The following is a 23,660-nucleotide window of genomic DNA, read 5'->3' as shown; positions in this document are numbered from 1 at the left end:
TGGCGTTCAGCGCGTGACCCTCGGGTCCAGCACGCCGTAGACGAGGTCGACGAGCGCGTTGGCGAGGATGATCAGGAAGGCGGAGAAGAGCGTGATGCCGACGATCAGCGGCAGGTCGATGGTGCCGACCGCCTCGAGCAGCAGGGCGCCGAGGCCGGGCATGCTGAACACCCGCTCGGTGATGATCGCGCCGCCGAGCAGCATGCCCAGGTCGAGCCCGAAGACGGTGACCACCGGGATGAGCACGTTGCGCAGCGCGTGCCGGCCGACCACCCGCCGCTCCCGCAGGCCCTTGGCCCGGGCGGTGCGGATGTAGTCCTCGCCGAGGACCTCGAGCATCTGGGCGCGGGTGAGCCGGGCGAACACCGCGGCGGTGATCAGGGCGAGCACGCACCACGGCAGGACCAGGTGCCACAGCCACTGCACCGGATTCTCGGTGAGCGGCACGTACCCACCGACCGGAACCATGTTCAGGGTGAACCCGAACAGCAGGATGCCCAGCAGCGCGACGAGGTAGCTCGGCGCGGAGACGCCGATGGTCGCGGCGGCCATCGCCACCCGGTCGGTCAGCTTGCCGCGGCGCACGGCGGCGGCCACCCCCGCGCCGACGCCGAGGAGCATCCACAGCACGGCGGCGCCGATCGCGATGGAGAAGGTGACCGGGATCCGGTCGAGCACGAGCTGGGTGACCGGCTCGTTGAGCCGGAACGAGTAGCCGAAGCAGGGCGCGGCGCAGTGCACCGCGGCGGCCCCCTCGCCGAACGTGCGCCCGGCCGCGAGCCCGGCCAGGAAGTCCAGATACTGCCGCCACCACGGCTCGTCGAAGCCCATGAAGGCGCGGGCGTCGGCGAGCCGCTGCGGGGTGCACGGCCGGCCGCAGGACAGCTGCGCCGGGTCGGACGGCAGCAGGTAGAACACGGCGTAGGTGATCAGGCTGACCACGAGCAGCGTCACGACCATGGCCAGCAGCCGGCCGGCGACGACGCGCAGCGCGCTCATCGGGCCAGCGCCGCGGAGCGCGGGTCGAAGGCGTCGCGCAGCCCGTCGCCGAGCAGGTTGAAGGCGAGCGTGGTGAGGAACAGGGCGGCGCCGGGGAAGGCGAGATACATCGGGTCGGTGTGCACCCAGGCGATCGCGTCGCCGATCGAGCGGCCCCAGGCCGGGGTCGGCGGCGGCACGCCGACGCCGAGGAACGACAGCGCCGCCTCGGCGCCGATCATGCCCGGGACGCGGATCGTGGCGTAGACGATGACGGTCGCCGATAGGTGGGGCAGGATCTGGCGCACCAGCACGTGCCGGGGGCCGGCGCCCATCGCGGTGGCGGCCACGACGAAGGTGCGCCGCCGCAGCGCCATGGTCTGGCCGCGGACCACCCGGGCGATCGACGGCCAGCCGAACAGCAGCGCGAGCGCGCCGACGAGCAGCACCGGCCGGGGCACCGAGGCCGGGGCGATCGCGCCCAGCGCGATGACGAACACCAGCCAGGGGAAGGCGAGCAGCACGTCGACGACCCGGCCGACCACCCGGTCGTACCAGCCGCCGAAATACCCCGCGGTGGCGCCGATGACGACGCCGAGCAGCACCGACAGGACGGTCGCGCTGATCCCGACGAGCAGCGAGGTGCGGGCGCCGTGCACCACGATGGCGAACAGGTCGCGCCCGGTCACCGGCTCCACGCCGAACCAGTGCCCGGCGCCGATGCCACCGCCGAAGCCGGCCGGCGCGCCGAGGTCGGACAGCGCGTCGAGGTCGTAGGTGTAGGGGTCGTGCCCCTCGGCCGCGCAGATCGCGGGCGCCGCGGCGGCCACGACGAGCAGCACGGCGACGACGGCCGCCCCCGCCATCGCCCAGCGGTCGGCCAGCAGCCGGCGCCACGGATGCCGGACCTGGACCACCGCGGCCGGCACCGGCAGAGCGTCGATCGACACATAGATAACCTATCACGTTGATCGGCTATCTCTCGGCGGCTATAGCGGCAAAATGCCGGATAAGCCTGGCTTATCCGGCATTTCCGGGTCGCGGGAGGGTTTAGGGCAGCGGGGCCTTCGGCAGCGACGGCGCCGAGTTGAACGCCTGCACGCCCGCCTCGTTGTCGCCGTCGAACGGCGTCACCGGGCTGTTCGCGCCGAGGCAGAAGTCGTCGTCCTTCGGGTCGGCGAACCACATGCCCACGTGGTTGAGCTCCTTGCGGACCCGGTCCTTGCCCACGATCGTGGAGGAGAACGCCTCCTCGACAATGAGCTTGAACTCGGCCTTGCCCTTGCCGTGCTGGTCGGTGTTCACGTCGCCGATGTACTCCGCGGCGCCGAACGGCGCGCCCGGGACCTCGAGCAGGAACACCGTGAACGACGTCTTCGGCGGCGCGCCGGTCATCGTCACGTCGAACACGTCCCGGCCGGTCTTGTCGGTCTCCAGCGCGACGGCCACGTCGACCTTGACCTTCGGCATGCACTGCGCCAGCTTGTCGTTGCTCGGCGCCAGCTTGAACCGCACGACGTTCTTGGCGGTCGAGGTGTAGTCGCCCACCTTGTCGAAGGCCGGCGCGTCCTCGCCGGCGCCACGCACCGCGTTGACACCGGCGAAGATGGCCGCGCCCGCGAGCGCACCGACGGTCAGCGTCGCGATGCCTTTGAAGATGCCCATCTGGTACTCCCCATCAGGTGAAGCCCGCGGCGCCCTTCGCCGCCGGACAGCCAGAGACACGCAGGCCCGCCATGCCCCCGTTCACCTGCGGCGATGTCGTCACACCGACACCGGGCCGGCGGTGTGAAACCGGCGTGAAGCCGCGCTGAGTCCGCGGCACCGCAGGCTGCCGGCGGGTCGCGGAACGGGCGGCCCATCCGGAGGAGGAGACGTGACAACGCAGACATCGGCGGTCTCGGTGACCGGGCTGCGCAAGTCGTACGGCACACAGGTCGTCCTCGACGGCGTCGACCTCGACGTCGCCGCGGGGACCGTCTTCGCGCTGCTCGGGCCGAACGGGGCCGGCAAGACCACGACCGTGCGCATCCTGTCGACGCTGTGCCGCGCCGACGCCGGGCGGATCCGCGTTGCCGGGCACGACCCGGTGCGCGAGGCCGCCGCGGTACGCCGGGCGATCGGCGTGACCGGCCAGTTCTCGGCGGTGGACAAGCTGCTCACCGGCGAGGAGAACCTGCGGCTCATGGCCGACCTGCACCACCTGGGCCGGGCCGGGCGGCGGCGGGCCGCGCAGCTGCTGGAGCAGTTCGGGCTGGCCGACGCGGCGCGGCGGCGGGCCGGCACCTACTCCGGCGGCATGCTGCGCCGGCTGGACCTGGCGATGGGGCTCGTCGGCAAGCCCGAGCTGGTGTTCCTCGACGAGCCGACCACCGGGCTCGACCCGCGCAGCCGGCGGGCGATGTGGGACGTGGTGCGCGAGCTCGTCGCCGGCGGGGTGACGATCTTCCTCACCACGCAGTACCTGGAGGAGGCCGACCAGCTCGCCGGGCGCATCGCGGTGCTCGACCGCGGCCGGATCGTCGCCGACGGCACGCCGGAGGAGCTCAAGCGGCTGGTGCCGGGCGGGCACGTGACGCTGCAGTTCGCCGACCCGGCGGCGCTGGGCACGGCCGCGGTGGCGCTCGGCGGCGAGATCACCGACCCCGATGCGATGACCCTGCAGGTGCCCGGCGACGGCGGCGTGCACACGCTGCGGGCCCTGCTCGACCGGCTCGACGCCGCCGGCGTGGAGCCCACCACCATGGCTGTCCACACACCCGACCTCGACGACGTATTCCTCGCCCTCACGACGCTGGAGCAGGCACGATGAGCGACTCGCTGACCATGGTCCGCCGCAATCTGCTGCACATTTCGCGGTACCCCACGCTGCCGGTCGCGCTGGTCGGCACCCCGATCGTGTTCCTGCTGCTGTTCGTCTACGTCTTCGGCGGCACGCTGGGCGACGGCATCGGCGGCGCCGGCGGGCGGGCCGAGTACCTGCGGTACGTCACGCCCGGCATCCTGCTGATGACGGCGGCCGGCGCCGCCCAGACCACCGCGATCTCGGTCGCCACGGACATGACCGAGGGCATCATCGCCCGGTTCCGCACCATGGCGATCCGGCGCTCCGCGGTGCTGACCGGGCACGTGGCCGGCAGCCTGCTGCAGACGCTGGTGGCGATGGCCGTGGTCGTCGGCGTGGCGGTGCTGCTGGGTTTCCGCCCGGACGCGGGCCCGCTGCGCTGGCTCGGCGTGGCCGGCCTGCTGGCGCTGGTGGCGCTGGCGCTGATCTGGCTGGCCGTCGCGCTGGGGCTGGTGACCAGGAGCGTCGAGACGGCCAGCAACCTGCCGATGCCGCTGATGCTGCTGCCGTTCCTGGGCAGCGGGTTCGTGCCGGCCGCCTCGTTGCCGGTGGGGCTGCGCTGGTTCGCGGAGTACCAGCCGTTCACCCCGATCACCGAGACGCTGCGCGGGCTGCTGCTGGGCACGCCGATCGGCACGAGCGGCTGGCAGGCGGTCGCCTGGTGCGTGGCGATCGCGGCCGGCGGCTCCTGGTGGGCCCGCGCCCTCTACGAGCGCCGTTAGCGGCCCGCACGGGTGCGGACGAGCTCCAGGGCCTGCGCGCGCAGGGCCGGCGGATCCAGGCGGGCGTACGACTCGACCGCCTCGGCGTACGCCGGCCCGTCGGCCGTTTCCGCGGCGGCCCGGGCCCGGGCGGAGGACAGCGTGGGCTGGAAGCCGCGCAGGTAGCGCATCCGCTCCGCCATGGCGACCATCCGGGCCGCGGCGGCCGGCGCGCGGTCCAGGCCGGCCATGGCCAGGGCGAGCAGCATGACGCCGCAGACCGGGAACTCCACGAGATACACCGGCCGGTGCGGCATCGGCCGCGCCAGCAGCGTCTCCAGCTTGCCCGCAAGCTCCGCGACCACGTCGGCGACGAGGTCGAGGCGGCCATGCCGGGCGTGGGCGACCACCGTCGCCGACTGCGCCTCCAGGGCCTCGGGGGCGAAGCCGGGCGGCTCCGGACGGTACCCCGGAGTCTCACCGGTGCGGATGCGCTCCACCGCCCGCCGCCACAGGTGCAGCCCGGCCTCGACGTCGCCGCGGGAGAGCCGGATCTCGGCGCGGGCGCCGAGATCGAGCAGGACGCTGCCGATCTGCTCGTCGCTCGTGCCGAGGGTGGCCCGGTCCAGCCAGTGCTCGGCCTCGTCCAGCGCGCCGGTCTGCAGGCTGGCCAGGGCGATCGCCCACTCCAGCTGCAGCGTGCCGATGCGCAGCTCCAGCGCCTCCAGCACGCCCAGCGCGGCCCGGAAGTGGCGGCGGGCCTCGTCGGGGCGCTCGAGCGCCAGGCACAGCTCGCCGATGCGGGAGTGGGCGAGGACCGTCGTCCACGGGGTACCGCCGCCGGCCCCGGTCAGCTCCAGCAGGCGCTCGGCGGCGGCGAGCGCGCCCTCCTGATCGCCCTCGTTCTCGTACACGAAGCTGGCGAACGCCCGTGCCACCCCGGCCAGCAGCGGCTCGGCCCGCTCGCACAGCTCCGCGAGGTAGGTGTGGCCCGGCGCGAGCACGTCCCGGGTGCGCAGCAGCACGACGGCGGCCGCGCGCACGACGGTGTCCGGCGGCGCGGGCGGCAGCCGGCGCAGGGTCACCAGGGAGCGGGTCGGGCGCGGCCCGGACAGGATGTAGGTCATCGCGGTGAGCAGCGTGGCCGCGGTCCGGGTCGCCTCGACCAGGTCCGGTTCGGGCCGGTAGTGGGCCAGCAGCGCGGCGGTCTCGCCCAGGATCGGCAGCCGGGTCTGGCTGGACTCGATGACCCACAGGCTGGCCAGCACCGCGGCGGTCGCGGCGGCGGCCGGCCGGTCGCCGCGGGCCAGGGCGAGCCGCAGCGCGAACACGAGGTTGTCCTGCTCGGCCCGGACAACCTTGACCGCCGGGGCCGGGACGGGCCCGAGCAGCGCGGCGTGGTGCGCCAGGCCGAATTCGCGGGCCCAGCCCAGCATGCGGTCCTCGGCGGCCGCGGTCTCGCCGGCCGCGTCCCGCCGCTCGGCGCCGAACGCGCGAACCGTTTCCAGCATCCGGAACCGGGTGCCGGCCGGGGTGTCGGCGACCTGCAGCAGCGAATGGTTCACCAGGCGCTCCACCAGCGGTACCGCATCCTCGGTGTGACACAGCCGCGCGGCCGTCTCCGCGGTGAACCCGCCCGGGCACAGCGACAGCGCCCGCATCGCCGCCTGCCCCTCGTCGTCGAGCAGGTTCCAGCTCCAGTCGACGACGGCGTGCAGCGTGTGGTGCCGCTCGGGTGCGTCGCGGGCCCCACCGCGCAGCAGCGCGAACCGGTCCCCCAGCCCGCGCCCGATCTCGGCGACCGACATCACCCGGGTCCGGGCCGCCGCCAGCTCCACGGCGAGCGGCAGCCCGTCGAGCCGCGCACACAGCCGCTCCACCTCGCCGGCGTCGAGCTCCAGCCGTGGCCGGGCCGCGCGGGCCCGCTGGCGGAACAGCTCGACGGCGGTGGGCAGGTCGAGCTCGGGCAGCGGATACACCCACTCGGAACTGAGCCCGAGCGGCGCCCGGCCGGTGGTCAGCACGCGCAGCTGCGCGGTCAGCGCCACCAGCGCCCCGACCAGCTCGGCCGCGCCCGCCAGGACGTGCTCGCAGTTGTCCAGCACCAGCAGGGCCGGCCCGCCGCCCAGCGTCTTGGCGATCTCGTCGGGCGCCGCCTCGCCCACGCCCAGCACCGCCGCGACCGCTGCCGCGACGTCGGCGTCCCCCGTCACGCCCGCCAGCGGGACGAAGTGCACGGCCGGCTGCTCGGCCCGCCGCGCCACGGCCTGCGCCAGCCGCGTCTTGCCCAGCCCACCGGCGCCGACCACGGACGTGACCCGCGCGGTCCGCAGCAGGCCCAGGACCGCGGCGATGTCGTCGTCGCGGCCGAGCAGCGGGTTGGGCTCCTGCACCACCCCGCGGCGCACGGCCGGCGCCTGCCCGCGCAGCAGCCCCCGGTGCAGCTCCCGCGCGGCCGGCCCGGGATCGGTCCCGAGCTCCTCGCGCAGCGCCCGCCGGTATTGCTCGTACCGCTCCAGCGCGGCCGCCGCGCCGGCGGTCGCGGCCTCGCAGCGCAGCAGCTCGACCAGCACCTCCTCGTCGAGCGGCCGCTCGGCGGCGAGCGCGGCCAACGCCTCGCCGGCCTCGGCGGCCCGGCCCAGCCGCGCCAGCGCCAGGGCCCGGCCGCGCACGAGGGTCCGGTACGTCGCGGCCCGCTCCCGCCGCAGCTCCGCCAGCGCCCCGCTCCCCCCGTCGCCCGCGGCCCCGCCTCGCGCCGTGGTGCTTCCGGTTCCTGGCGCTGCGGTGCTTCCGCCGTCGTCCGGCGGCTGGCCTTGGGATGGACCGCTGCGGGGCGGACGACCGCCGGCAGGCGGTGCGTCCCACAGCGCCAGGCCGGCCTCGGCGTGCGCGAGCGCCGCCGCGTGGTCCCCGGCCCGGGCGTGGCGGGCGCTGGCCGCGGCCCGCACCAGCACGGCGGCCGCGTCAACCTGGTCGTCGCCGAGGGCGAGCCGGTAGCCGGCCGGGGTGCTGACGATGACGTCGGAGCCGAGCTGAGCGCGGGCCCGGAAGACCAGCACCTGAAGGGCTTTGACCGGGTTCTCGGGCTGCTTGTCCGGCCAGACGCCGTCGACCAGCCAGCCGGTGCTGCACCCGGCCCGCAGCTCCCGGGCCAGCAGCGCGAGCAGGTCGTGCAGGCGGGCGCCGGTCACCTCGCGGCCTTGGTACGCGACCTCGCGCAGCAGGGTCAGCTCGCTCGTCACGGCACCCAGTCTGCCCCGCCCACCCCGTTGACCACCGCCCCGCCCCGCACCGCCCCGCCCCGCACCGCCCCGCCCCGCACCGCCCCGCACCGCCCCGCACCGCACCGCACCGGCTCAGCGCGTGCCGCCGCCGGCCCCGCCGGTTTCGGTGAGGTAGCGCAGGCCCCGGTTGAGGAACGAGCGCGGGTTGGTGTCGAGGTAGCGGGCCCACGCCGGATTCGGTTCGTCCCGGAGCCAGGCGTAGCGGGCCAGACCGTAGCCGAACATCGGTTCGGTGAGGTAGCCCAGGCGGCTCGTGCTGGTCCAGACCGAATCGCCGCGGACCTCCCGGGAGAAGTCGAAGGCGGCGTTCGCGCCGAAGATGCCGAGACCGAAGAAGACCGTGAGCAGGTCGGTGAGCGGTTCGTGGTCCTCCCGGCCGGGACCGACCCGGCCCTCGGCGAGCAACCGGGCGTGGCCGAGTTCGTGCGCGACGGTGGCGACGAGCTCCATCGGACGGGCGGCGAGGTCCTCGCGGATCGCGATGACCGAACGGCCGGCCCGCATCCGGTGATGCCCAGCCGCACCGCTGCCGCTGACGCTGAGTGGCACGTGCGCGGTCAGCTCCACGCCGATGTCCGGCGAGAAATGCTCGATCTCGATTCGGTCCGCCGCGACGCCCATATGGTCGCAGAGCCGGCCGACCAGGACCTCGACCTCGCGCGCCGTGCCACGATAGGCACCCGGGAACCAGTCGTCGTTGGGCAGCACCACCGGCCCGAGCAGCCGGTCGCGGCCGAACTCGGCCAGCAGCCAGTCCATGGAACGCTCGATCCACTCCTGCTCGACCGGCCGCACGGGGCACTGTGCCTTGCGCCACCACACCACGCTTCGCGATTGTGCGCCAACGGCGCAAGGTATCGGTCGCAAACGGTCCAACGACCCCCGGACCGCTCACCACCACGCCCGGCCGGCATGTCGCTCCGTCCGGCCGGCCCGCCACCTGGGGTCGGTGTCCTCGATGGGGCATTGCGGGCGGTCCGGATGCCGTAGGTTCCACATCGTGTATCGATCATGGCTTCCGGTCGTCCTGTGCGCCGCCCTGCTGACCGGCGCGTGTACCAGTGGTGAACCGAAACCGGCGGCAAGCGGACCACAGCCCAGCAACCCGCCCAGCGCGAGCCCGGCCGGGCCGGACTCCAGCCAGTGGGCGGCCGGGCGGTCGGCGCCGGTGGCCGATCCGGTCTACCCGGGCTACGGCAACCCGGCCGTCGACGTGCTCCATTACGGTCTGGAGCTGGCCTGGGCGCCGCAGACCAAAACCCTGACCGGCACGGCGACGATCCAGCTGCGCGCCGCCGCCGACGTCGCCGAGGTGAGGCTGGACTTCTCGAAGGCCTACACGCTCGACGGCGTCACGCTCAACGGGGCGGCGGCGGGCGGTACGGTCGCCGACACCAAACTGACCGTCAACGGTTCGCTGGCCAAGGACGCGTCCGCGCAGCTGGTCGTCAAGTACCACGGCACGCCGGCGACCGTGCCGATGCCGTCGCACCGCGACGACGTGGAGCCGCTCGGGCTCACCGTCACCAACGACGGTGCACTGTGGACGATGCAGGAACCGTACGGCGCGTCGACCTGGTACCCGGTCAATGACCAGCCGTCGGACAAGGCGCTCTACGACATCGCGGTCACCGTGCCGGACGGGTGGACGGCGATCGCCAGCGGTACACCCAAGAGCCACGACGGCGATACCTTTCGATACACGACGAGCGTGCCGGTCGCCAGCTACCTGACCACCCTCGCGGTCGGGCAGTACAAGCAGGAGACCGCGAGCGGACCGCACGGGATCGCGCTGTCCTACTGGTACCGCCCGGGCGCCGACGACAAGGCCCTGCCGTACCTGCGCAAGTCGCCGCAGTACCTGAGCTGGCTCGAGCAGCGCTTCGGCCCGTACCCGTTCGACAGCGGCGGCGTCGTGATGGTCCCGTCGGTGTCGGGCATGGAGACCCAGCAGATGATCACCATGGGCCTGCCGGACTACGGCAGCGGCGCGAACTTCACGAGCGGTTTCGACGCGGACCTGCTGCACGAGTACGCCCACCAGTGGTTCGGCGACGCGGTCACCCCGGCGGACTGGGACGACCTCTGGCTCAACGAGGGCTGGGCGGAGTACGCCCAGTACCTCTACACCAACGAGCGCGACAAGGTGACCGCGAAGCAGTGGGAGGACTGGGCGCGCGGCGTCGACGCCCGGCTGCGCAAGCAACTCGGTCCGCCCGGCAAACCGAAGGCCGACAGCTTCGCCGAGTCCAATGTGTACGTCTGCCCCGCGCTCATGCTGCACCAGATCCGCAAGCAGATCGGCGACGCCGCGTTCTTCTCGCTCGCCACCGACTGGGCGCAGAAGAACCGCGGCACCACCCAGGACCGGGCCTCGTTCATCGCGTTCGTCAACCAGCACACGGGCAAGGACTTCACCGCGCTGATCAACACCTGGCTCGACTCCCCCACCACGCCGAAGTAGCCCCCGCGCGGCTCATTCGGCGTAGCGGGGCAGCGACACGGCGCTCGCCGTGCGGCGGGCCGCCTTGGCCGCCATGTCCTTGCCGGGCAGGTAGGGCAGGAGCCGGGCGTTGAGGCGCATGAGCGACGCGGACAGCCGGCCCCGCGGCACCATCCAGGCGGCCGCGGTACGGCCCAGCCGCTGGCAGCGCTCGGCATAGGGGCGCATGGTCCGCTCGTAGGCGGCGAACGCCGGTCCGTGGGCGCCGCCGGTCGCGGCCAGTTCCCCGGCAAGGACGTATGCGCCGACGACCGCCAGGCCGGTGCCCATGCCGGACAGCGACGAGGGGCACCAGGCGGCGTCGCCGAGCAGGGCTACCCGGCCGCGGGACCAGCGGTCCAGGTGCACCTGGCCGATCGGTTCGACGTACAGGTCACCGGCCTCCTCCAGCGAGCCAACCAGCCGCGGGATCTCCCAGCCGGCGCCGGCGAACGCCTCGGCCACGGCGCGCCGCAGGGCGCCCGGGTCGTCGCGGGTGTGCGGCAGGGGCGGCGCGGCGAAGTACAGCAGCGCCTGCAGCTGCCCGGCGGTGGCCGTGGGGTGCACGACGGCGACCCGGCCCGGGGCCGCGTGTACCAGACCGGCACCGTCGAGGCCCACGAAGTCGGGGGCGGTGAAGACGGCGCAGTGCATGCCGAGGTGCCGCACGAGGGCCGGTTCGGGGCCGAAGGTCAGCTCGCGCACCCGCGAGTGCAGGCCGTCGGCGCCGATCACCAGGTCGAAGGTGCGCGGGTCGGCGTGCTCGAACGTCACGGTGACCCCGGCGCCGTCGTCGCGCAGGGCGGCGACCGTGTCGCCGTACAGGTACCGTGTGCCGTCCGCGGTGGCGTCGCACAGGATCTCGGCCAGGTCACCGCGGCGGATCTCCAGGTCGCCGGCGGTCTGGTCGTCGGGCAGGCGGCCGAGGCGGCGGCCGCGGTCGTCCACGTAGTACATCGGCGCGGCGGGGGTCCGGGCCCGTTCGACGGCGTCGAGCAGCCCCATCCGGGCCAGCACGCCGAGGTGGACGTCGCCGCGGAAGTCGACGGCGTGCCCGCCCGGGCGCGGGGCCGGGGCACGCTCGACGACGGTCGGTGCGGCGCCGTGGCGGCGCAGCCAGTAGGCGAGGGCGGGGCCGGCGATGCCGGCGCCGGAGATGAGGATGTCGCGGCCGTGGAGAGGATGCATGCCGGTGAGCGTGCGCCGGGCCGCTCACCGCCCGCACACCGCGCACACACCGATCCGCTCACCGCCCGCACCGACCCGCCTATGCCGATGCCGACCCGACGTCGGCGACCGAGAGGCCCTGACCGCCCTCGCCAACCGACTCGCCGACGTCGCGACTCCATCCGGCCCGGCACCGAACGAACTCGGCAACGGCACGGAGCGATTCACCGGACTCGTTGGGCGATCCTCAGCTCGGTCAGGTACCGCTTGACAATTCGACCCCCGTAGTCCATGTCGATCAGCCGCGCGATGGAGTTCAGCAGTGCGCTCCGCCGCACGTCCGGCAAGGCACGGTGTCCGGAGTAGGTCAACAGCAGATCCAGGTAGTCAGTTGTCGAGTACGGCAGCTCCCACTCGTATCGGTAGAACTTCGCCGGCCCGAATCGCCCCGACGAGGTGAGCTCCCGATCGTCTTCGACGATGTCACGAGCCGTCTCAAGACGCAGGCCCGGTGGGGTCGACGGATCGAAGCGCGCGTAGCACTTCTGGATCTCAACGAAGAATGCCTCGGTCCAAGTGCCGCCGGCGATGTGGTGGGTTCCGACGGTGGCCAGCAGGCCACCGGGACGCAAAGCGTCAGCAGACTTCGACACCCGCACCGCGGGGTCGATCCAGTGAAACGCGGTAGCGCAGAACACCACGTCGAACGGTTCACCGGGCAAGGGCCACTGCTCGAACGCCGCGGTAACGACCTCCACCGCGTCGAACGCGGCAAGATTTCGCCGAGCCACAGCCGCCATGTCCGTGCCCAACTCGACAGCCACGATGCGGTAGCCCCGCTCGGCCAAGGGCACGGTCGCCTGTCCGGTGCCACAGCCGATCTCCAGCACTCTTGCCCCAGGTGCTACCCCGGCCGCAGCGAGATCATCAAACAGCTGCACCGGGTATCGGGGGCGGGCACGGTCATACCGTGCGGCGTCCTCGTTGAAGGTCTCCCGCAACCTCACGTAGTCATTGCTATCGCTCACCATCAGAGGGTACGAGCGCAGCGCCCGTATGGTCGCCATCTTCATCGACGGTCTGCATCACGCTCGGCAGTAGGCTCGCCGCAGCGGCGGCCCACGTTGGCGCTTCGGCCCGCTCCCGGCCGCCCGTCGCCGGGGCCCAGCGCGATGACCAGGGATGCCGCGACCAGGGAATCCGGCACGCCGGCCAGCCGCAGGGCGTCGGCGTGGCCGAGCGAGGCGCCGCGGTCGTATGCCGCCGCGAACGCCGCGTCGCCCAGCCGCCGGCGGGCGTCGGCGGCGCAGCGTGCCGCCTCCGGGTCGCCCGATGTGTCCGCCGTTCCGCGCAGTGCGGTCGCCGCGCCGAGCAGCGTCGCCGCCGCGGACGGGTCGCCCTCCCGCAACGCGAGGCCCGCGACGGCGTCGACGGCACGCGCCGCCCACGGGAGCAGTCCGGCGGCAACCGCCACCTCGGCCGCCTGCCGGTAGCGCTCGCGGGCGCCGACCGGGTCGCTACCCGCCTCCGCCGGACCAAAGCTAGCCTCCACCGAACCGAAGCCAGCCCCCACCGGACCAAAGCCAGCGTCCGGCGAACCGAAGCCAGCCTTCACCGGACCAAAGCCAGCCTCCGGCGGACCGAAGCCAGCCTCCGGCGGACCAAATCCGGGCCCCGGAACACCATCGCCGACCTTTGCCGGACCAAAAGCGGCCGCCGCGAGGTGGCCGAGGCCGAGCAGGGCGGCGGCGCGGTTGGCGGCGCTGCGGGCGCCGTGCGGATCGAGGTCGGCGAGCGCCTCGTCGTAGAGCCGGCGGGCCGTGTCCCGGTCGCCGGTCAGCCTGGCCGTGTCGGCCAGTCCGCGCAGCGCCGCGCCGCGGGCGGCGGCCAGGCCGGCTCCGGCGGCGAGCCGCGCCGCCTCGTCGTAGTCCGTCCGCGCCCGCTCAAGGTCCGAACGGTCAGAGCCGGCACCGTCAGAGCCGGCACCGTCAGAGCCGGCACCGTCAGAGCCGGCACCGTCAGAGCCGGCACCGTCAGAGCCGGCACCGTCAACGTCCGAGCGGTCGGAGGTCGCGGGCGGCCGGGAGGCGGCGGAGGAGCGCATCGCGTAGTCGGCGCGGTCGCACAGCAGGTCGCACAGGTCCTCCTGGGCGCCGAGGCGGCGGGTCAGTTCGACCGCCTCGCCGGCGAGGGTGGCCGCGGTCGCGTGGTCGCCGCGCAGGTCGGCCAGGCCGGCGAGCGAGCCCAGGGCCATGGCCGCGCCCCAGCGCTCACCGAGGGACCGGAAGGACTCGGCGGCGGCGGTGAACTCGCGCTCGGCGGCGGCCGGGCCGTGCTGGACCAGCTGCGGGAAGCCGCGGACCAGCCGGGCCGCCGAGGCCTGCCAAGGGTCGGGGGCGTCCCGTTCGCGGCCGGCGAGTTCGAGGACCGCCTGTGGGCCCGCGCTGTAGGCCGCGGCCGGGTCGCCGCTGTAGGCGGCCATCGACCACAGCAGCGTGGTGAACGGGTGCGCGGCGCGGTCCACATCGGACAGTATCCGCTCGACGGCGGCGCGGTGGCGGGGCCAGGCGGTGCGGCCGGTGACACTGCCCGCCGCGATCAGGGCGCACATGGCGTACTCCTGGGAGAGTCCCGGCGGCGGTCGCGTGCCGATCCGGTCGAGCAGGAGCACGGCCTGCGCGGCGGCCGGCTCGCGCGTGCCGCTCATCCAGAAGTACATGGCGAGGAAGGCGAACAGTCGCAGGGCCTGCGCCGGCTCCCCGGCCGCGACCGACCAGCGCAGAGCGGCCCGCAGGTTGTCCTGCTCCGCGTCGAGGACCTGCAGCCAGGCCAGCTGGTCGGCGCCGCGCAGGTGCGGGTCGGCGGCGCCGGCGAGTTCCACGAAGAACTCGGCGTGGGCGCGGGCGGCGTCGGGCTCCTCCCCCGCCTCGGCCAGCCGGCGGCGGCCGAAAGCGCGCACGGTCTCCAGCATGCCGTAGCGGCCCGCGGCCGTGGTCAGCAGCGACTTGTCCGCGAGGGCGTCCAGGACGTCGGCGGCGTCCGGGACGGCGCACACGGCCGCGGCGGCCGGCGCGGCCGCGCCGCCCGCGAACACCGACAGCCGGCGCAGGGCCGCCCGCTCGGCGGCGGTCAGCAGGTCCCAGCTCCAGGCGACGGCGGCCTCGAGGGTGCGGTGGCGCGGTTCGGCGGTACGGCTGCCGCGGGACAGCGCCGCGAACCGGTCCGTCAGGCGGTCGGCGAGCGCGTCCGGGTCGAGGGTGCGCACCCGTCCCGCCGCGAGCTCGATGGCCAGCGGCAGGCCGTCGAGCAGGCGGCAGATTCGCGCGACGGTGTCCGCGCCGGGCGCGAGGTCGGGCCGGACGGCCCGGGCGCGGTCGGCGAAGAGGCGGGCCGCCGGGGCGGGGGCGAGCGGGCGGACCGGCCACAGGTGCTCGCCGGTGACGCCGAGCGGTTCGCGGCTGGTGGCGAGGATCCGCAGGCCGGGGCAGCGGGTCAGCAGCCGCTCGGCGAGCTCGGCGGCGGGCTGGACCAGGTGTTCGCAGTTGTCGAGCACGAGCAGGGCGGGGCGGCCGGCGAAGGCGGCGGCGAGGCGCTCGAGCGGCGGGATGGCGCCGTCGTCGCGCAGCCCGAGGGCGGAGAGGATCGCGGACGGCAGCTCCGCGGGGTGACGCAGGGCGGCGAGCGGGACGAAGACGGCGTCGGTGCGCCGGGCGGCGGCCTCGACGCAGAGCCGGGTCTTGCCGACGCCGCCGGGGCCGTGCAGGGTGACCAGGCGGGCGCGGTCCAGCAACTCGGCGACCCGGCGGAGGTCGTCGTCCCGGCCGACGAAGCTGGTGAGCGGGGCCGGCACGGTGCCGGTGGCGGTGCCGTGCAGCGGTCCGGTATGGACGGTGCCGGGCTGTCCGGTGTGGACGGCGTCGGTAAGGGGTCCCGTGTGGACGGTGCCGCGCAGGAGTCCGGTGTGGACGGTGGCGAGCCGGGAGGACGGGTCGGCGCCCAGCTCGTCGGCGAGCGTGCGGCGCAGCGACTCGTAGGCGGCGAGGGCCTCGGCCGGGCGGCCGGCGCCGTCGAGGGCGCGCATGAGCAGCTCGTGCAGGCGCTCCCGCAGGGGATGGTGGGCGACCAGCTCGCGCAGCTCGGCGGAGGCGGGGCCGTGCTCGCCGAGCGCGATGCGGGCGGCCAGCCGGTCCTCGACGGCGGCGAGGCGGCGTTCCTCGAGCCGGAGGGCGTGCGCGCGGGCGCCGGCCGCGTCGGGGAGGTCGGCGAACGCGGTGCCGCGCCACAGGGCGAGCGCGTCGCCGAGGATCGCGGCCGCCTCGGCGGGGCGCGCGGCGTCGAGGTGTTGACGGCCCTGACCGGCGAGGAGCTCGAACCGCCCGGCATCGACGTCGCCGGGGCCGGCGTCGAGCCGGTATCCGGCGGGCAGCAGCTCGATCGCGGCGGCGCCGAGGAGCCGGCGCAGCCGGGTCACCTGGGACTGCAGCGCGTGGACGGCGCCGCCGGGCGGGCTCCCGGAGTACAACTCCTCCAACAGGCTGTCCACGGTGACCGCCGTGCCCGGCCGCACCAGGAGCAGGGCGAGCAGTGCCCGGCGGGCCGGTCCGCCGAGCGGGACCTCGCTGCCGTCGTCGCGCCAGGCCCGCGTCGCGCCGAGGATGCCGAACCGCACGCCCCGATTGTCCTCCGGGCCGGGCGGCATGGGGTACCCCCCGTCATGCCGCCGCGGCCCGTCCGCGGTCAGCGGATGGTGGTGCGGATCCAGCCGGTCAGCCCGTCGACCCGGGCGGTGGTCTCCACCTGCGCGTGCGGGCAGGCCGGACCGTTGCTCTCCACCGAGACGAGCACGGCGATCGGGCCGTGCTCGGCGAAGTAGGGCGCGCCCGAGTCGTAGAGGCAGGCGCTGGTGTCGGGGTCGGGGCGGTAGCCCTGCACGCCGACCGTGGTGGCCGCGACGCTTGCGACCTTGAACTGGCCGGTCTGCAGGTGCGTGGCCGGTTTGGCGTCCACATCGGACAGTGCACCCCAGCCGGCGATGCGCAGCACGTCGCCGGCCTGTGGGGCCTTTTGGGGCAGGCGCAGCGGCGCCACGTCGTACACCGGCCGGGCGAGCTTCGCCAGGGCGATGTCGTTGCTCGGGGACTGCTGCACGCTCACCACGTCGACCACGTGGCCGAGGTGGTCGTGGGACAGGTCCGCGCGCCCGACGGTGGCCGTCGTGGCATACGGCACCGGGCCGGAGATCGGGTTTCGGTTGACGTCGTGGAAGCAGTGCCCGGCCGTGATGATCCACCACGGCGACACCAGACCCGCCGAGCAGGCGCTGTCGTAGTGGCTGCCGTCCGGCCGGGGGATGTCGGTCATGGTCAGCTTCACCGCGAAGCGGTACCGCCCTTCCGGCACGGGCGTCCCGTTCGCGACCGCCTGGGCGGGCGTGGCGAAGCTCAGCCCGGTCACCACCGCCGCGGCGGCGAGTGCGACGAGCCGAGCGAGCCGAGGCACGCGACGGCGTAGCACCATGCAACTCCCTCCTCGCGGGGCCCGCATCCATGCAGACCCGTCGAAAAGGACTCTAACCCACTCAGTAGGTACGGTACCGGCACCAGGATCGGGCGGCGCGGGTGTTGAGCAGGATCACGAAGAGCAGCGGGAACGCGATCGACAGCAGCGTCTGCGCGTAGGGGGCGCCGATGGTGTACCCCTGCCAGACACCTCCGGCGACGCTCAGCGTGTTGAGCAGGGTGAGCAGCAGGCGGGCCCAGTTGCGGCCGCGCTGCAGCTTGCGGCCGAGCGCGATCGCGATGATGCCGAAGAGAGCGACGGTACCCACGACGACGTACGTCGCGGTCGTGACCGCCTGTGGCCGGGTGGTGAACATATCGTTGCCGGCGTGGAGGTCCCACCGCGGGGCGATGTCGGCGAGTGCGAGGGCGAGCAGCGCGGCCACGCCGAGCATGAGCACGCCGCCGAGGTACTGGAAGATCGCCACGATGTGCAGGGAGATCGGGGCCGTGGTGCGGACCGGGTAGGGCTGCCACGCCTGCTGCGGCTGGTATGCGTACGCCATGTGACCAGCGTGGCCGCCCCCGCCGCGGGACGTCTCCCCGATTCATGCCACGACCGGGCCGGGCCGGGCGCTCAGCGGCCGCCCAGGCGCCGCAGGCCGGCCGTGGCCACGTGCCGCAGGTGCTCCAGGTAGGCGCGTCATGCCACGACCGGGCCGGGCCCGGCGCTCAGCGGCCGCCCAGGCGCCGCAGGCCGGCCGTGGCCACGTGCCGCAGGTGCTCCAGGTAGGCGCGTCATGCCACGACCGGGCCGGCCCTGGCGCTCAGCGGCCGCCCAGGCGCCGCAGGCCGGCCGTGGCCACGTGCCGCAGGTGCTCCAGGTAGGCGCGCACCGCCGCGGCCCCCGCCGGGGTGATCCGATACGGCCGGCGGCGGTCGTCGGTGGGCAGCGCCTCGACAAGCCCGCCGCGCTCGAGCCGGCTCAGCACGCCGTAGACCGTGCCGGGCCCCAGCTGCGTGCCGGCCATCTCCTCGACGTCCTTGATCAGCGCCCACCCGTGTTTGGGGCCGCCGGCAAGGCTGGCCAGGATGAGCACGCTGGGATCGGCGAACCTCGCCTCCACCGACTCACCTTACGTCTCGCCCGCCGAAACGCCGTGCGTGCTTCGCGGGATGTTCACCATCTGCACGCCCCTGCGGACAACCCTGTCGATCACCACACCCCCCGCCGAATCGAGGTTGTCATGGCATTGAACAGGCGCGATGTGCTGGCCGTCACCGGCCTCGGGCTCGTCGGCGGAGGGCTCGGCGGAGCGTTCCTCGGCGCCGGTACGGCGGGCGCCACGCCGCCGCAGGGGTCCGGATACGGGCGGCCGGCGATCGACGGGTACGGCCCCCTCGCCCCGGCCGGCAAGGAGCTGGCGTTGCCCGCCGGGTTCACCTACCGCACGTTCGGCGCCGCCGGCACCCGGATGAGCGACGGCCTGGTCACGCCCGGCTGCCACGACGGGCAGGCGGTCTTCGACGCCGGCCGGGGACGGGTCCGGCTCATCCGCAACCACGAGATCGACCTGGACATCCCGGGCGCGCGGCAGCGGGCGCTCGGGCCACGCAACGCCTACGACCGGGCGGCGCCGGCCGGATGCACGTCGTCGCTGTACGACATCGGCTCGGGAAAGCTGCTCGAGAGCTTTCTCGTGCTCAACGGCACGCTGTCCAACTGCAGCGGCGCCCCGACCCCGTGGGGATCGTGGCTGTCGTGCGAGGAGACGACCGACGGCGTGGGGGCGGGCTTCGAGCAGCCGCACGGCTACGTGTTCGAGGTGCCGGCCGACGCCCGCAGCCCGGTGACGCCGGTGCCGCTGAAGGCGATGGGCCGTTTCGAGCACGAGACCGCGCCGATCGACCCGCGCACCGGCATCGTCTACATGACCGAGGACAACGGCGATCCCGGCGACGGTTTCTACCGGTTCCTGCCGAACCGGCCCGGTCACCTGGCCGCGGGCGGCCGGCTGCAGATGCTCGCCGTCACGGGTGACCCGCAGTACGACACCGCCACCGGCCAGCGCGTCGGCGAGGTGCTCGACACGCACTGGGTCGACATCGACGAGCCGGACCCGTCCGACGCCGAGGACAACCCGGGCGCGGTGTACTCGCAGGGCCGCGCCAAGGGCGGCTGCCGCTTCCTGGGCCTGGAGGGCTCGGCCTGGGCGAACGGCGGGGTCACGTTCGTGGCCAGCGAGGCCGGCGACGGCGAGAACGGGCAGGTGTGGCGGTACACCCCGACCGGACACGACACCGGGACGCTGCAGCTGCTGTTCGAGTCGCCGAACCCGCGGACCCTCAACCAGCCCGACACGGTCGCGGTCGCCCCCGACGGCACGATCCTGCTGGCCGAGGACGGCGACGGAGAGGACGCCGACGGCGGCGACAACTGGCTGCGGGTGCTCACCCCGACCGGCGGCATCGCCAACCTGGCCCGGGTGATCGCACCGCTGGACCTGCACTACTGGGACCCGGAGGATTTCCCGCGGCCGGGCCCGACCGGCGCCAGCGAACTCGCCGGAGCCGCGTTCACCGCCGACGGGCGGTACCTGTTCATCAACGTGCAGTACCCGGGCGTGACCTGCGTGATCACCGGCCCCTGGCAACGCGGCCGCCACTAGCCCATCGACGGCGCTCAGATCGGGAGGGATCATGCACGTGCACGGCGGCTGGACGGCTCGCCAAGCCGAGCCGCGCGGGCCATTTGCCGCTGCCGGTGACGATGTTATGAACGCCTGATGTTACCCGGTGGGATGATGCCCGTCACCCAGCTCATCGCGATGATCCGCAGCTCTTCGCCCAAGTCGGGGGCCGGCCTGCTGATGGCCATGCCCGCCGACCGGCTGCCGATCGTCACCGCCGCGATGCGCCCCGCCGACCTGATCCGGCTGATTCCGGCGATCCGCCCCGAGGCGCGCCGGAGCCTCATCCAGGCCCTCGGCCCGGAGCACCTGTTCGAGGTGATGCGCGGCATACCGCTGGACGCCGCCGCCGGGCTGGTTCCGCTGATCCCGACCGAGCGCCTCGGCCCGGTCGTCGCCGGCCTCTCCGACAGCGCGCTCGCCGCGCTGCTCGGCGGCCTGACGCCCGACCAGCGGCAGCGGATCGAGTCGGTCGCCGACCCGCGCCGCGAGCAGCGGGTGCTCGCCTTCGCCTACGGCGACGCGGTGAGCCGCGCGCTGCTGCGCGGCAACGTCAAGGTCACCCAGCAGGACGACAGCATGATCGTGATCAAGTCGCGGTGGCGGATCGCGGTCGCCGCCCGGCGCGGCGACGACGGCCGGGTGGCGGTCCGCGACGCCGAGGACACCGCCTACAAGCTGCGGACCGACGGCGCCCTCGCGGTCACGGACGTGCCCGCCGCGGGTGACGTGCTGCAGTACTGCAAGGAGGCCCGCGCCGACGGCCGCGCCCTGGAGACGGTCACCTGGGTCGACGACCGCCACGACGGCCACCTGATCCGCACCCTGGTCAGCCTGTTCCAATGACGCCTCGATCGGCTCGACTCCAACGGCATGGGGGCTTTGCGGCCAGAACCTTCCGTGATCATGCCGTTGTCGCTGCCGGTATGGCGGTTTTTCGTGATCACGGAAGGTTGATGTACTCAGAGGTACCTTAAGGCTCCGCGATCATGAAAAACCCGCCGCTCGGCGGTCAGAGTCGCATGATCGCGGAGAGATACGTCTGCTCCGGCCGCGGCCGGTTGGTCGCGACGCCTGGTGGCTGATTCCGATGGCGCCGGGGCCTGGCATCTACGGGGAATAGCATGGTCGCCGTGGGGCACGTGTTGGCGGTCGGCGCTGCGGTCGCCGTCGCCGTGGGTCGGCTATGACCACGATGAGCGCGGCGGTCGCCGCCGCGGGACAGTTGTGACCGCACAACCACCGACGAGCTTTGTGGTCGTCGCCGCCCGGCGCCGCGAGGCGGGTATGACCACGCAACCGTCGACGGGCGTGGCTGTCGTCGCCGCCGGCACTGCGAGGCAGACGTGACCACACAACCGCCAGCCAGCTTCGCGTCCGTCGCCGCTGGCGCCGCGGGGCGGCTATGACTACAACCAGCGTGGCGGTCGCCGACGCCGTGGGGCGGGTGTGACCACGCAGCCGCCGGCGAGCGTGGCGGAAGGTGCTGCCGGCGCCGCGCCGGCCGGCTCAGGCGCCGGCGTCGGGCGGCGCGATGTCGTCGCGCTGGCGGCGATGATGCTCGGCGCGGCGCTGCTGTATTCAGTGGTGTCGCTCAACCGGTTTCAGACCTGGCGCTCCTCAACGTATGACCTGGTCATCTTCGACCAGGCGGTGCGGTCCTACGCTCACGGCCATCTTCCGGTCGCGATCGTCAAGGGCGTCCACAACGGCTTCGGCCCCGGCTTCAGCGTGCTGGGCGATCACGTGTCGCCGATCCTCGCACTGCTCGCGCCGCTGTATCTGGTCTACGACGATCCCCGCACGCTGCTGGTCGCCCAGGCCGTTCTGTTCGCCTGCGCGATCGTACCGCTGTGGCGGTTCACGCGGCGGGAGTTGACGGCTACCGCCGCGTACGGTGTTGCCGCGGCATACGCACTGTCATGGCCGCTGGCCAGCGCGGTCGATTTCGACGTTCATGAGGTAGCGTTTGCGCCGCTGCTGATGGCGGTGGTGTTCGACCAGCTGTCCGCGCTGCGCCACGGCACCGGTCGCCGGTGGCGGCTGGCGCTGGCGTGTGCGGCGGTGCTGTGCGTCAAGGAGGACCTCGGGCTGGCGGTGGCCGGGGTCGGGTTCTGCCTGCTCCTGCCGCACCGCGGCCGCCGGCCCGGGCGCGGCGACGTGTTGCTCGGGCTCGGGTGCCTGCTCGGCGGCCCGGCATACACGGCGCTCGCCACGCGGGTGATCATTCCGGCGTTCGGCGGGCGGGCGGACTACTACTGGTCCTACGACCGGCTCGGCCGGACGGTTCCGGCCGTGCTCTGGCATGTGGTCAGCCGGCCGGCCGACGCCTGGTCGACGCTGACCCATCCGGCGACCAAGATCCATACGGTACTGCTCCTGCTGGCCCTCGGCGTGCTCACCCCGCTGCTGTCGCCCTACCTCGCGGTCACGCTGCCGCTGCTGGCCGAGCGGATGCTGTCCGGGTCGCCGGGCTGGTGGGGCACCGGGGCGCAGTACAACGCGTTCGTGGTGATCCCGCTGCTGTGCGCCGGCGTGGACGGGGCCGCCCGCATCGCACGGCGCTGGCCCGCACGCCGCGTCGCCGCGGTGTGGGCGACCGGCGTGGTACTCGTCGCGGTGGCCGCCCTCCCCACCTCGGCCTACGGCCCGCTGTGGCGGGCAACGGCGTGGCGACAGACCGCGGACATGCGTGCGGCGCAGGACGCTGTGGACCGGATCCCCGACGGGGCGCTGGTCGAGGCCGCCTCGAGCGTCGGGCCGCACCTGAGCCGGCGCACCCGCGTGCTGCTGTGGGACCGAATCCCCCGCTGGGCACCCTGGGTCGTCGCCGACGTCGGGCGGCCGCAGTTCCCGTTCTGCGCCCTCGACGACCAGCGCACCCGCGTCGAGCTGCTCCGCAGCCGCGGCTACCAGGTCGTCTTCGAGGAGAAGGACTTCGTGGTGCTGCACGACCCGTCGGCCGTGCCACGACTGACGGCCCCACCCGCGCCACCCTGCGCTTGATTCATCCAGTGGTACGCCTACCGGCACGGTGCACTCATTGAGTTTCCGCTAGAGTAAGTTTATAGTAACTGTACTTAATCCGGGAGGAAGCTCACATGACCGCCGTCATCCTGCAGGCGATCGGCCTGTGCCTGGCCGGGATCCTGGCCGGTGAGGAGTTCATCGTCCGATATGGAATCCAGCCGGCCCTGCGCGGCCTTGACGACCACGCCCACGTCGCCGCCCGGGTCGCCCTGGTGCGCACGCTGCGCATCGTGGTGCCGATCGTCATGCTGCCCACCGTCGCCCTCGGCGTCGCCGTGCTGATCGTCAGCGGTTCCGGCACCGGCGCCGGGTTCCGCTGGGCCGGCATGGCGGCGCTCGCGGCCTTCATGCTCTTCTCGCTCCTCGGTACGGTGCCCATCAACATCAAGGTGATCGAGTGGCGGGCGGACAACCCGCCGCCGGACTGGCGGGCCACCGTCCTGCGCTGGCAGCGCATCGACACCCTGCGCTCGTCGGCGGCGATCCTCGCGTTCGGCTGCTTCGTCATCGCGCTCGCCACCCGAATCCCCTGACGCGGGCTCCGGGAAGGGACCAACGGGCCGCGCATGTCGTGCGGGTCACACGGCGGCGCGGCGGGTGTGTGTCGAAGTACGCGGACGGTGCGGGCGGGCAACGGTTGAATGCCCGATGGCCGGGTCGACACGATGCCGATCCGGCCGCAACCGTAAGTCCTCACCGAAGGAGCCAGCCATGAGCACCACGACGGCCATCCGCGGCCTGACCGCCAACCACAACGAAACCGTGGTCCGGCGAGAGCATCCGCTGTCCTCGAACCACAACGAAACCGTCGTCTCTCCCAAGGCCGACGGCGCACTGTCCTCGAACCACAACGAGACCGTGGTCGGCCGCGCGCTCGCCTCCAACCACAACGAGACCGTGGTCGTCGCGCCGGCGCGGCCGGCCGCCGGTCGGTAATCGCAAGGTGCCGGTACCGGCCGACGCCGGTACCGGCAACCACGCGACG

Annotated in this window: 19 protein-coding genes; 8 read left to right on the top strand and 11 right to left on the bottom strand. The window is 73.7% G+C overall.

Translation table 11 applies throughout. From position 1 onward, the window contains the following. Positions 1-6 precede the first annotated feature (6 nt). From ACQPXD_RS20600 to ACQPXD_RS20590, 3 genes are all read right to left on the bottom strand, one after another. Positions 7-999, bottom strand: a complete 993-nt coding sequence (locus ACQPXD_RS20600; protein ID WP_432840841.1) for an ABC transporter permease — start codon at positions 997-999, stop codon at positions 7-9. Then, on the bottom strand, positions 996-1,928 hold the full coding sequence (locus ACQPXD_RS20595; RefSeq protein ID WP_432840839.1) for an ABC transporter permease: 933 nt from the start codon (positions 1,926-1,928) through the stop codon (positions 996-998). The genes ACQPXD_RS20600 and ACQPXD_RS20595 overlap by 4 nt, the downstream gene beginning before the upstream one ends. 100 nt (positions 1,929-2,028) lie before the next feature. After that, positions 2,029-2,643 carry a hypothetical protein gene (locus ACQPXD_RS20590; protein ID WP_432840837.1) on the bottom strand — a complete coding sequence of 205 codons (615 nt, stop codon included), beginning with the start codon at positions 2,641-2,643 and terminating at the stop codon, positions 2,029-2,031. Positions 2,644-2,854: 211 nt separating this feature from the next. On the opposite strand from ACQPXD_RS20590, the gene ACQPXD_RS20585 reads away from it, so the two are divergent. Further along, positions 2,855-3,790, top strand: coding sequence for an ATP-binding cassette domain-containing protein (locus ACQPXD_RS20585; protein WP_432840835.1), 936 nt, complete (start codon positions 2,855-2,857; stop codon positions 3,788-3,790). Then, positions 3,787-4,545 (top strand): ABC transporter permease, encoded by a 759-nt coding sequence (locus ACQPXD_RS20580; RefSeq protein ID WP_432840833.1) that lies wholly within the window; start codon positions 3,787-3,789, stop codon positions 4,543-4,545. The genes ACQPXD_RS20585 and ACQPXD_RS20580 overlap by 4 nt, the downstream gene beginning before the upstream one ends. On the opposite strand, the gene ACQPXD_RS20575 is transcribed toward ACQPXD_RS20580, so the two are convergent. Continuing rightward, entirely contained in the window at positions 4,542-7,766 is a 3,225-nt protein-coding gene (locus ACQPXD_RS20575) for an ATP-binding protein (protein WP_432840831.1), read from the bottom strand. The two genes, ACQPXD_RS20580 and ACQPXD_RS20575, sit on opposite strands and share 4 nt — an antisense overlap. Positions 7,767-7,880: 114 nt before the next feature. Continuing rightward, positions 7,881-8,633 (bottom strand): hypothetical protein, encoded by a 753-nt coding sequence (locus ACQPXD_RS20570; protein WP_432840829.1) that lies wholly within the window; start codon positions 8,631-8,633, stop codon positions 7,881-7,883. Positions 8,634-8,808: 175 nt separating this feature from the next. On the opposite strand from ACQPXD_RS20570, the gene ACQPXD_RS20565 reads away from it, so the two are divergent. Continuing rightward, a complete protein-coding gene (locus tag ACQPXD_RS20565) occupies positions 8,809-10,272 on the top strand; it encodes a M1 family metallopeptidase (protein ID WP_432840827.1) in 1,464 nt (487 codons plus the stop codon). A gap of 12 nt (positions 10,273-10,284) precedes the next feature. On the opposite strand, the gene ACQPXD_RS20560 is transcribed toward ACQPXD_RS20565, so the two are convergent. The 6 genes from ACQPXD_RS20560 to ACQPXD_RS20535 form a co-directional block, all read right to left on the bottom strand. Beyond that, positions 10,285-11,478 carry an FAD-dependent monooxygenase gene (locus ACQPXD_RS20560; RefSeq protein WP_432840825.1) on the bottom strand — a complete coding sequence of 398 codons (1,194 nt, stop codon included), beginning with the start codon at positions 11,476-11,478 and terminating at the stop codon, positions 10,285-10,287. Positions 11,479-11,681: 203 nt separating this feature from the next. Further along, positions 11,682-12,530, bottom strand: a complete 849-nt coding sequence (locus ACQPXD_RS20555; protein ID WP_432840823.1) for a class I SAM-dependent methyltransferase — start codon at positions 12,528-12,530, stop codon at positions 11,682-11,684. Then, the gene (locus tag ACQPXD_RS20550; protein ID WP_432840821.1) at positions 12,527-16,126 is read right to left on the bottom strand and encodes an AfsR/SARP family transcriptional regulator; all 3,600 of its coding nucleotides are present in this window, start codon (positions 16,124-16,126) and stop codon (positions 12,527-12,529) included. The genes ACQPXD_RS20555 and ACQPXD_RS20550 overlap by 4 nt, the downstream gene beginning before the upstream one ends. A 68-nt stretch (positions 16,127-16,194) precedes the next feature. Further along, positions 16,195-16,974, bottom strand: a complete 780-nt coding sequence (locus tag ACQPXD_RS20545) for a trypsin-like serine protease (protein ID WP_432840819.1) — start codon at positions 16,972-16,974, stop codon at positions 16,195-16,197. 61 nt (positions 16,975-17,035) lie between these two features. Beyond that, entirely contained in the window at positions 17,036-17,521 is a 486-nt protein-coding gene (locus ACQPXD_RS20540; RefSeq protein WP_432840817.1) for a hypothetical protein, read from the bottom strand. Positions 17,522-17,782: 261 nt separating this feature from the next. Beyond that, positions 17,783-18,082 (bottom strand): PadR family transcriptional regulator, encoded by a 300-nt coding sequence (locus ACQPXD_RS20535; RefSeq protein WP_432840815.1) that lies wholly within the window; start codon positions 18,080-18,082, stop codon positions 17,783-17,785. Positions 18,083-18,202: 120 nt separating this feature from the next. On the opposite strand from ACQPXD_RS20535, the gene ACQPXD_RS20530 reads away from it, so the two are divergent. The 5 genes from ACQPXD_RS20530 (at position 18,203) to ACQPXD_RS20510 (ending at position 23,611) form a co-directional block, all read left to right on the top strand. Then, complete coding sequence (locus ACQPXD_RS20530; protein WP_432840813.1) at positions 18,203-19,624, top strand: alkaline phosphatase PhoX; 1,422 nt, start codon at positions 18,203-18,205, stop codon at positions 19,622-19,624. A 117-nt stretch (positions 19,625-19,741) separates the two neighbouring features. Next, entirely contained in the window at positions 19,742-20,491 is a 750-nt protein-coding gene (locus tag ACQPXD_RS20525; protein ID WP_432840811.1) for a magnesium transporter MgtE N-terminal domain-containing protein, read from the top strand. Positions 20,492-21,094: 603 nt separating this feature from the next. Continuing rightward, positions 21,095-22,651 (top strand): DUF2079 domain-containing protein, encoded by a 1,557-nt coding sequence (locus ACQPXD_RS20520; protein WP_432840809.1) that lies wholly within the window; start codon positions 21,095-21,097, stop codon positions 22,649-22,651. A gap of 95 nt (positions 22,652-22,746) precedes the next feature. Continuing rightward, on the top strand, positions 22,747-23,208 hold the full coding sequence (locus ACQPXD_RS20515) for an anthrone oxygenase family protein (protein WP_432840807.1): 462 nt from the start codon (positions 22,747-22,749) through the stop codon (positions 23,206-23,208). A 178-nt stretch (positions 23,209-23,386) separates the two neighbouring features. After that, entirely contained in the window at positions 23,387-23,611 is a 225-nt protein-coding gene (locus tag ACQPXD_RS20510) for a hypothetical protein (RefSeq protein WP_432840805.1), read from the top strand. Positions 23,612-23,660: the final 49 nt, after the last annotated feature.

Origin of the sequence: Dactylosporangium sp. CA-092794 (assembly GCF_050948465.1) — a bacterium.
Lineage (GTDB): Bacteria > Actinomycetota > Actinomycetes > Mycobacteriales > Micromonosporaceae > Dactylosporangium.
This window is presented reverse-complemented; position numbering and strand designations above follow the sequence as displayed.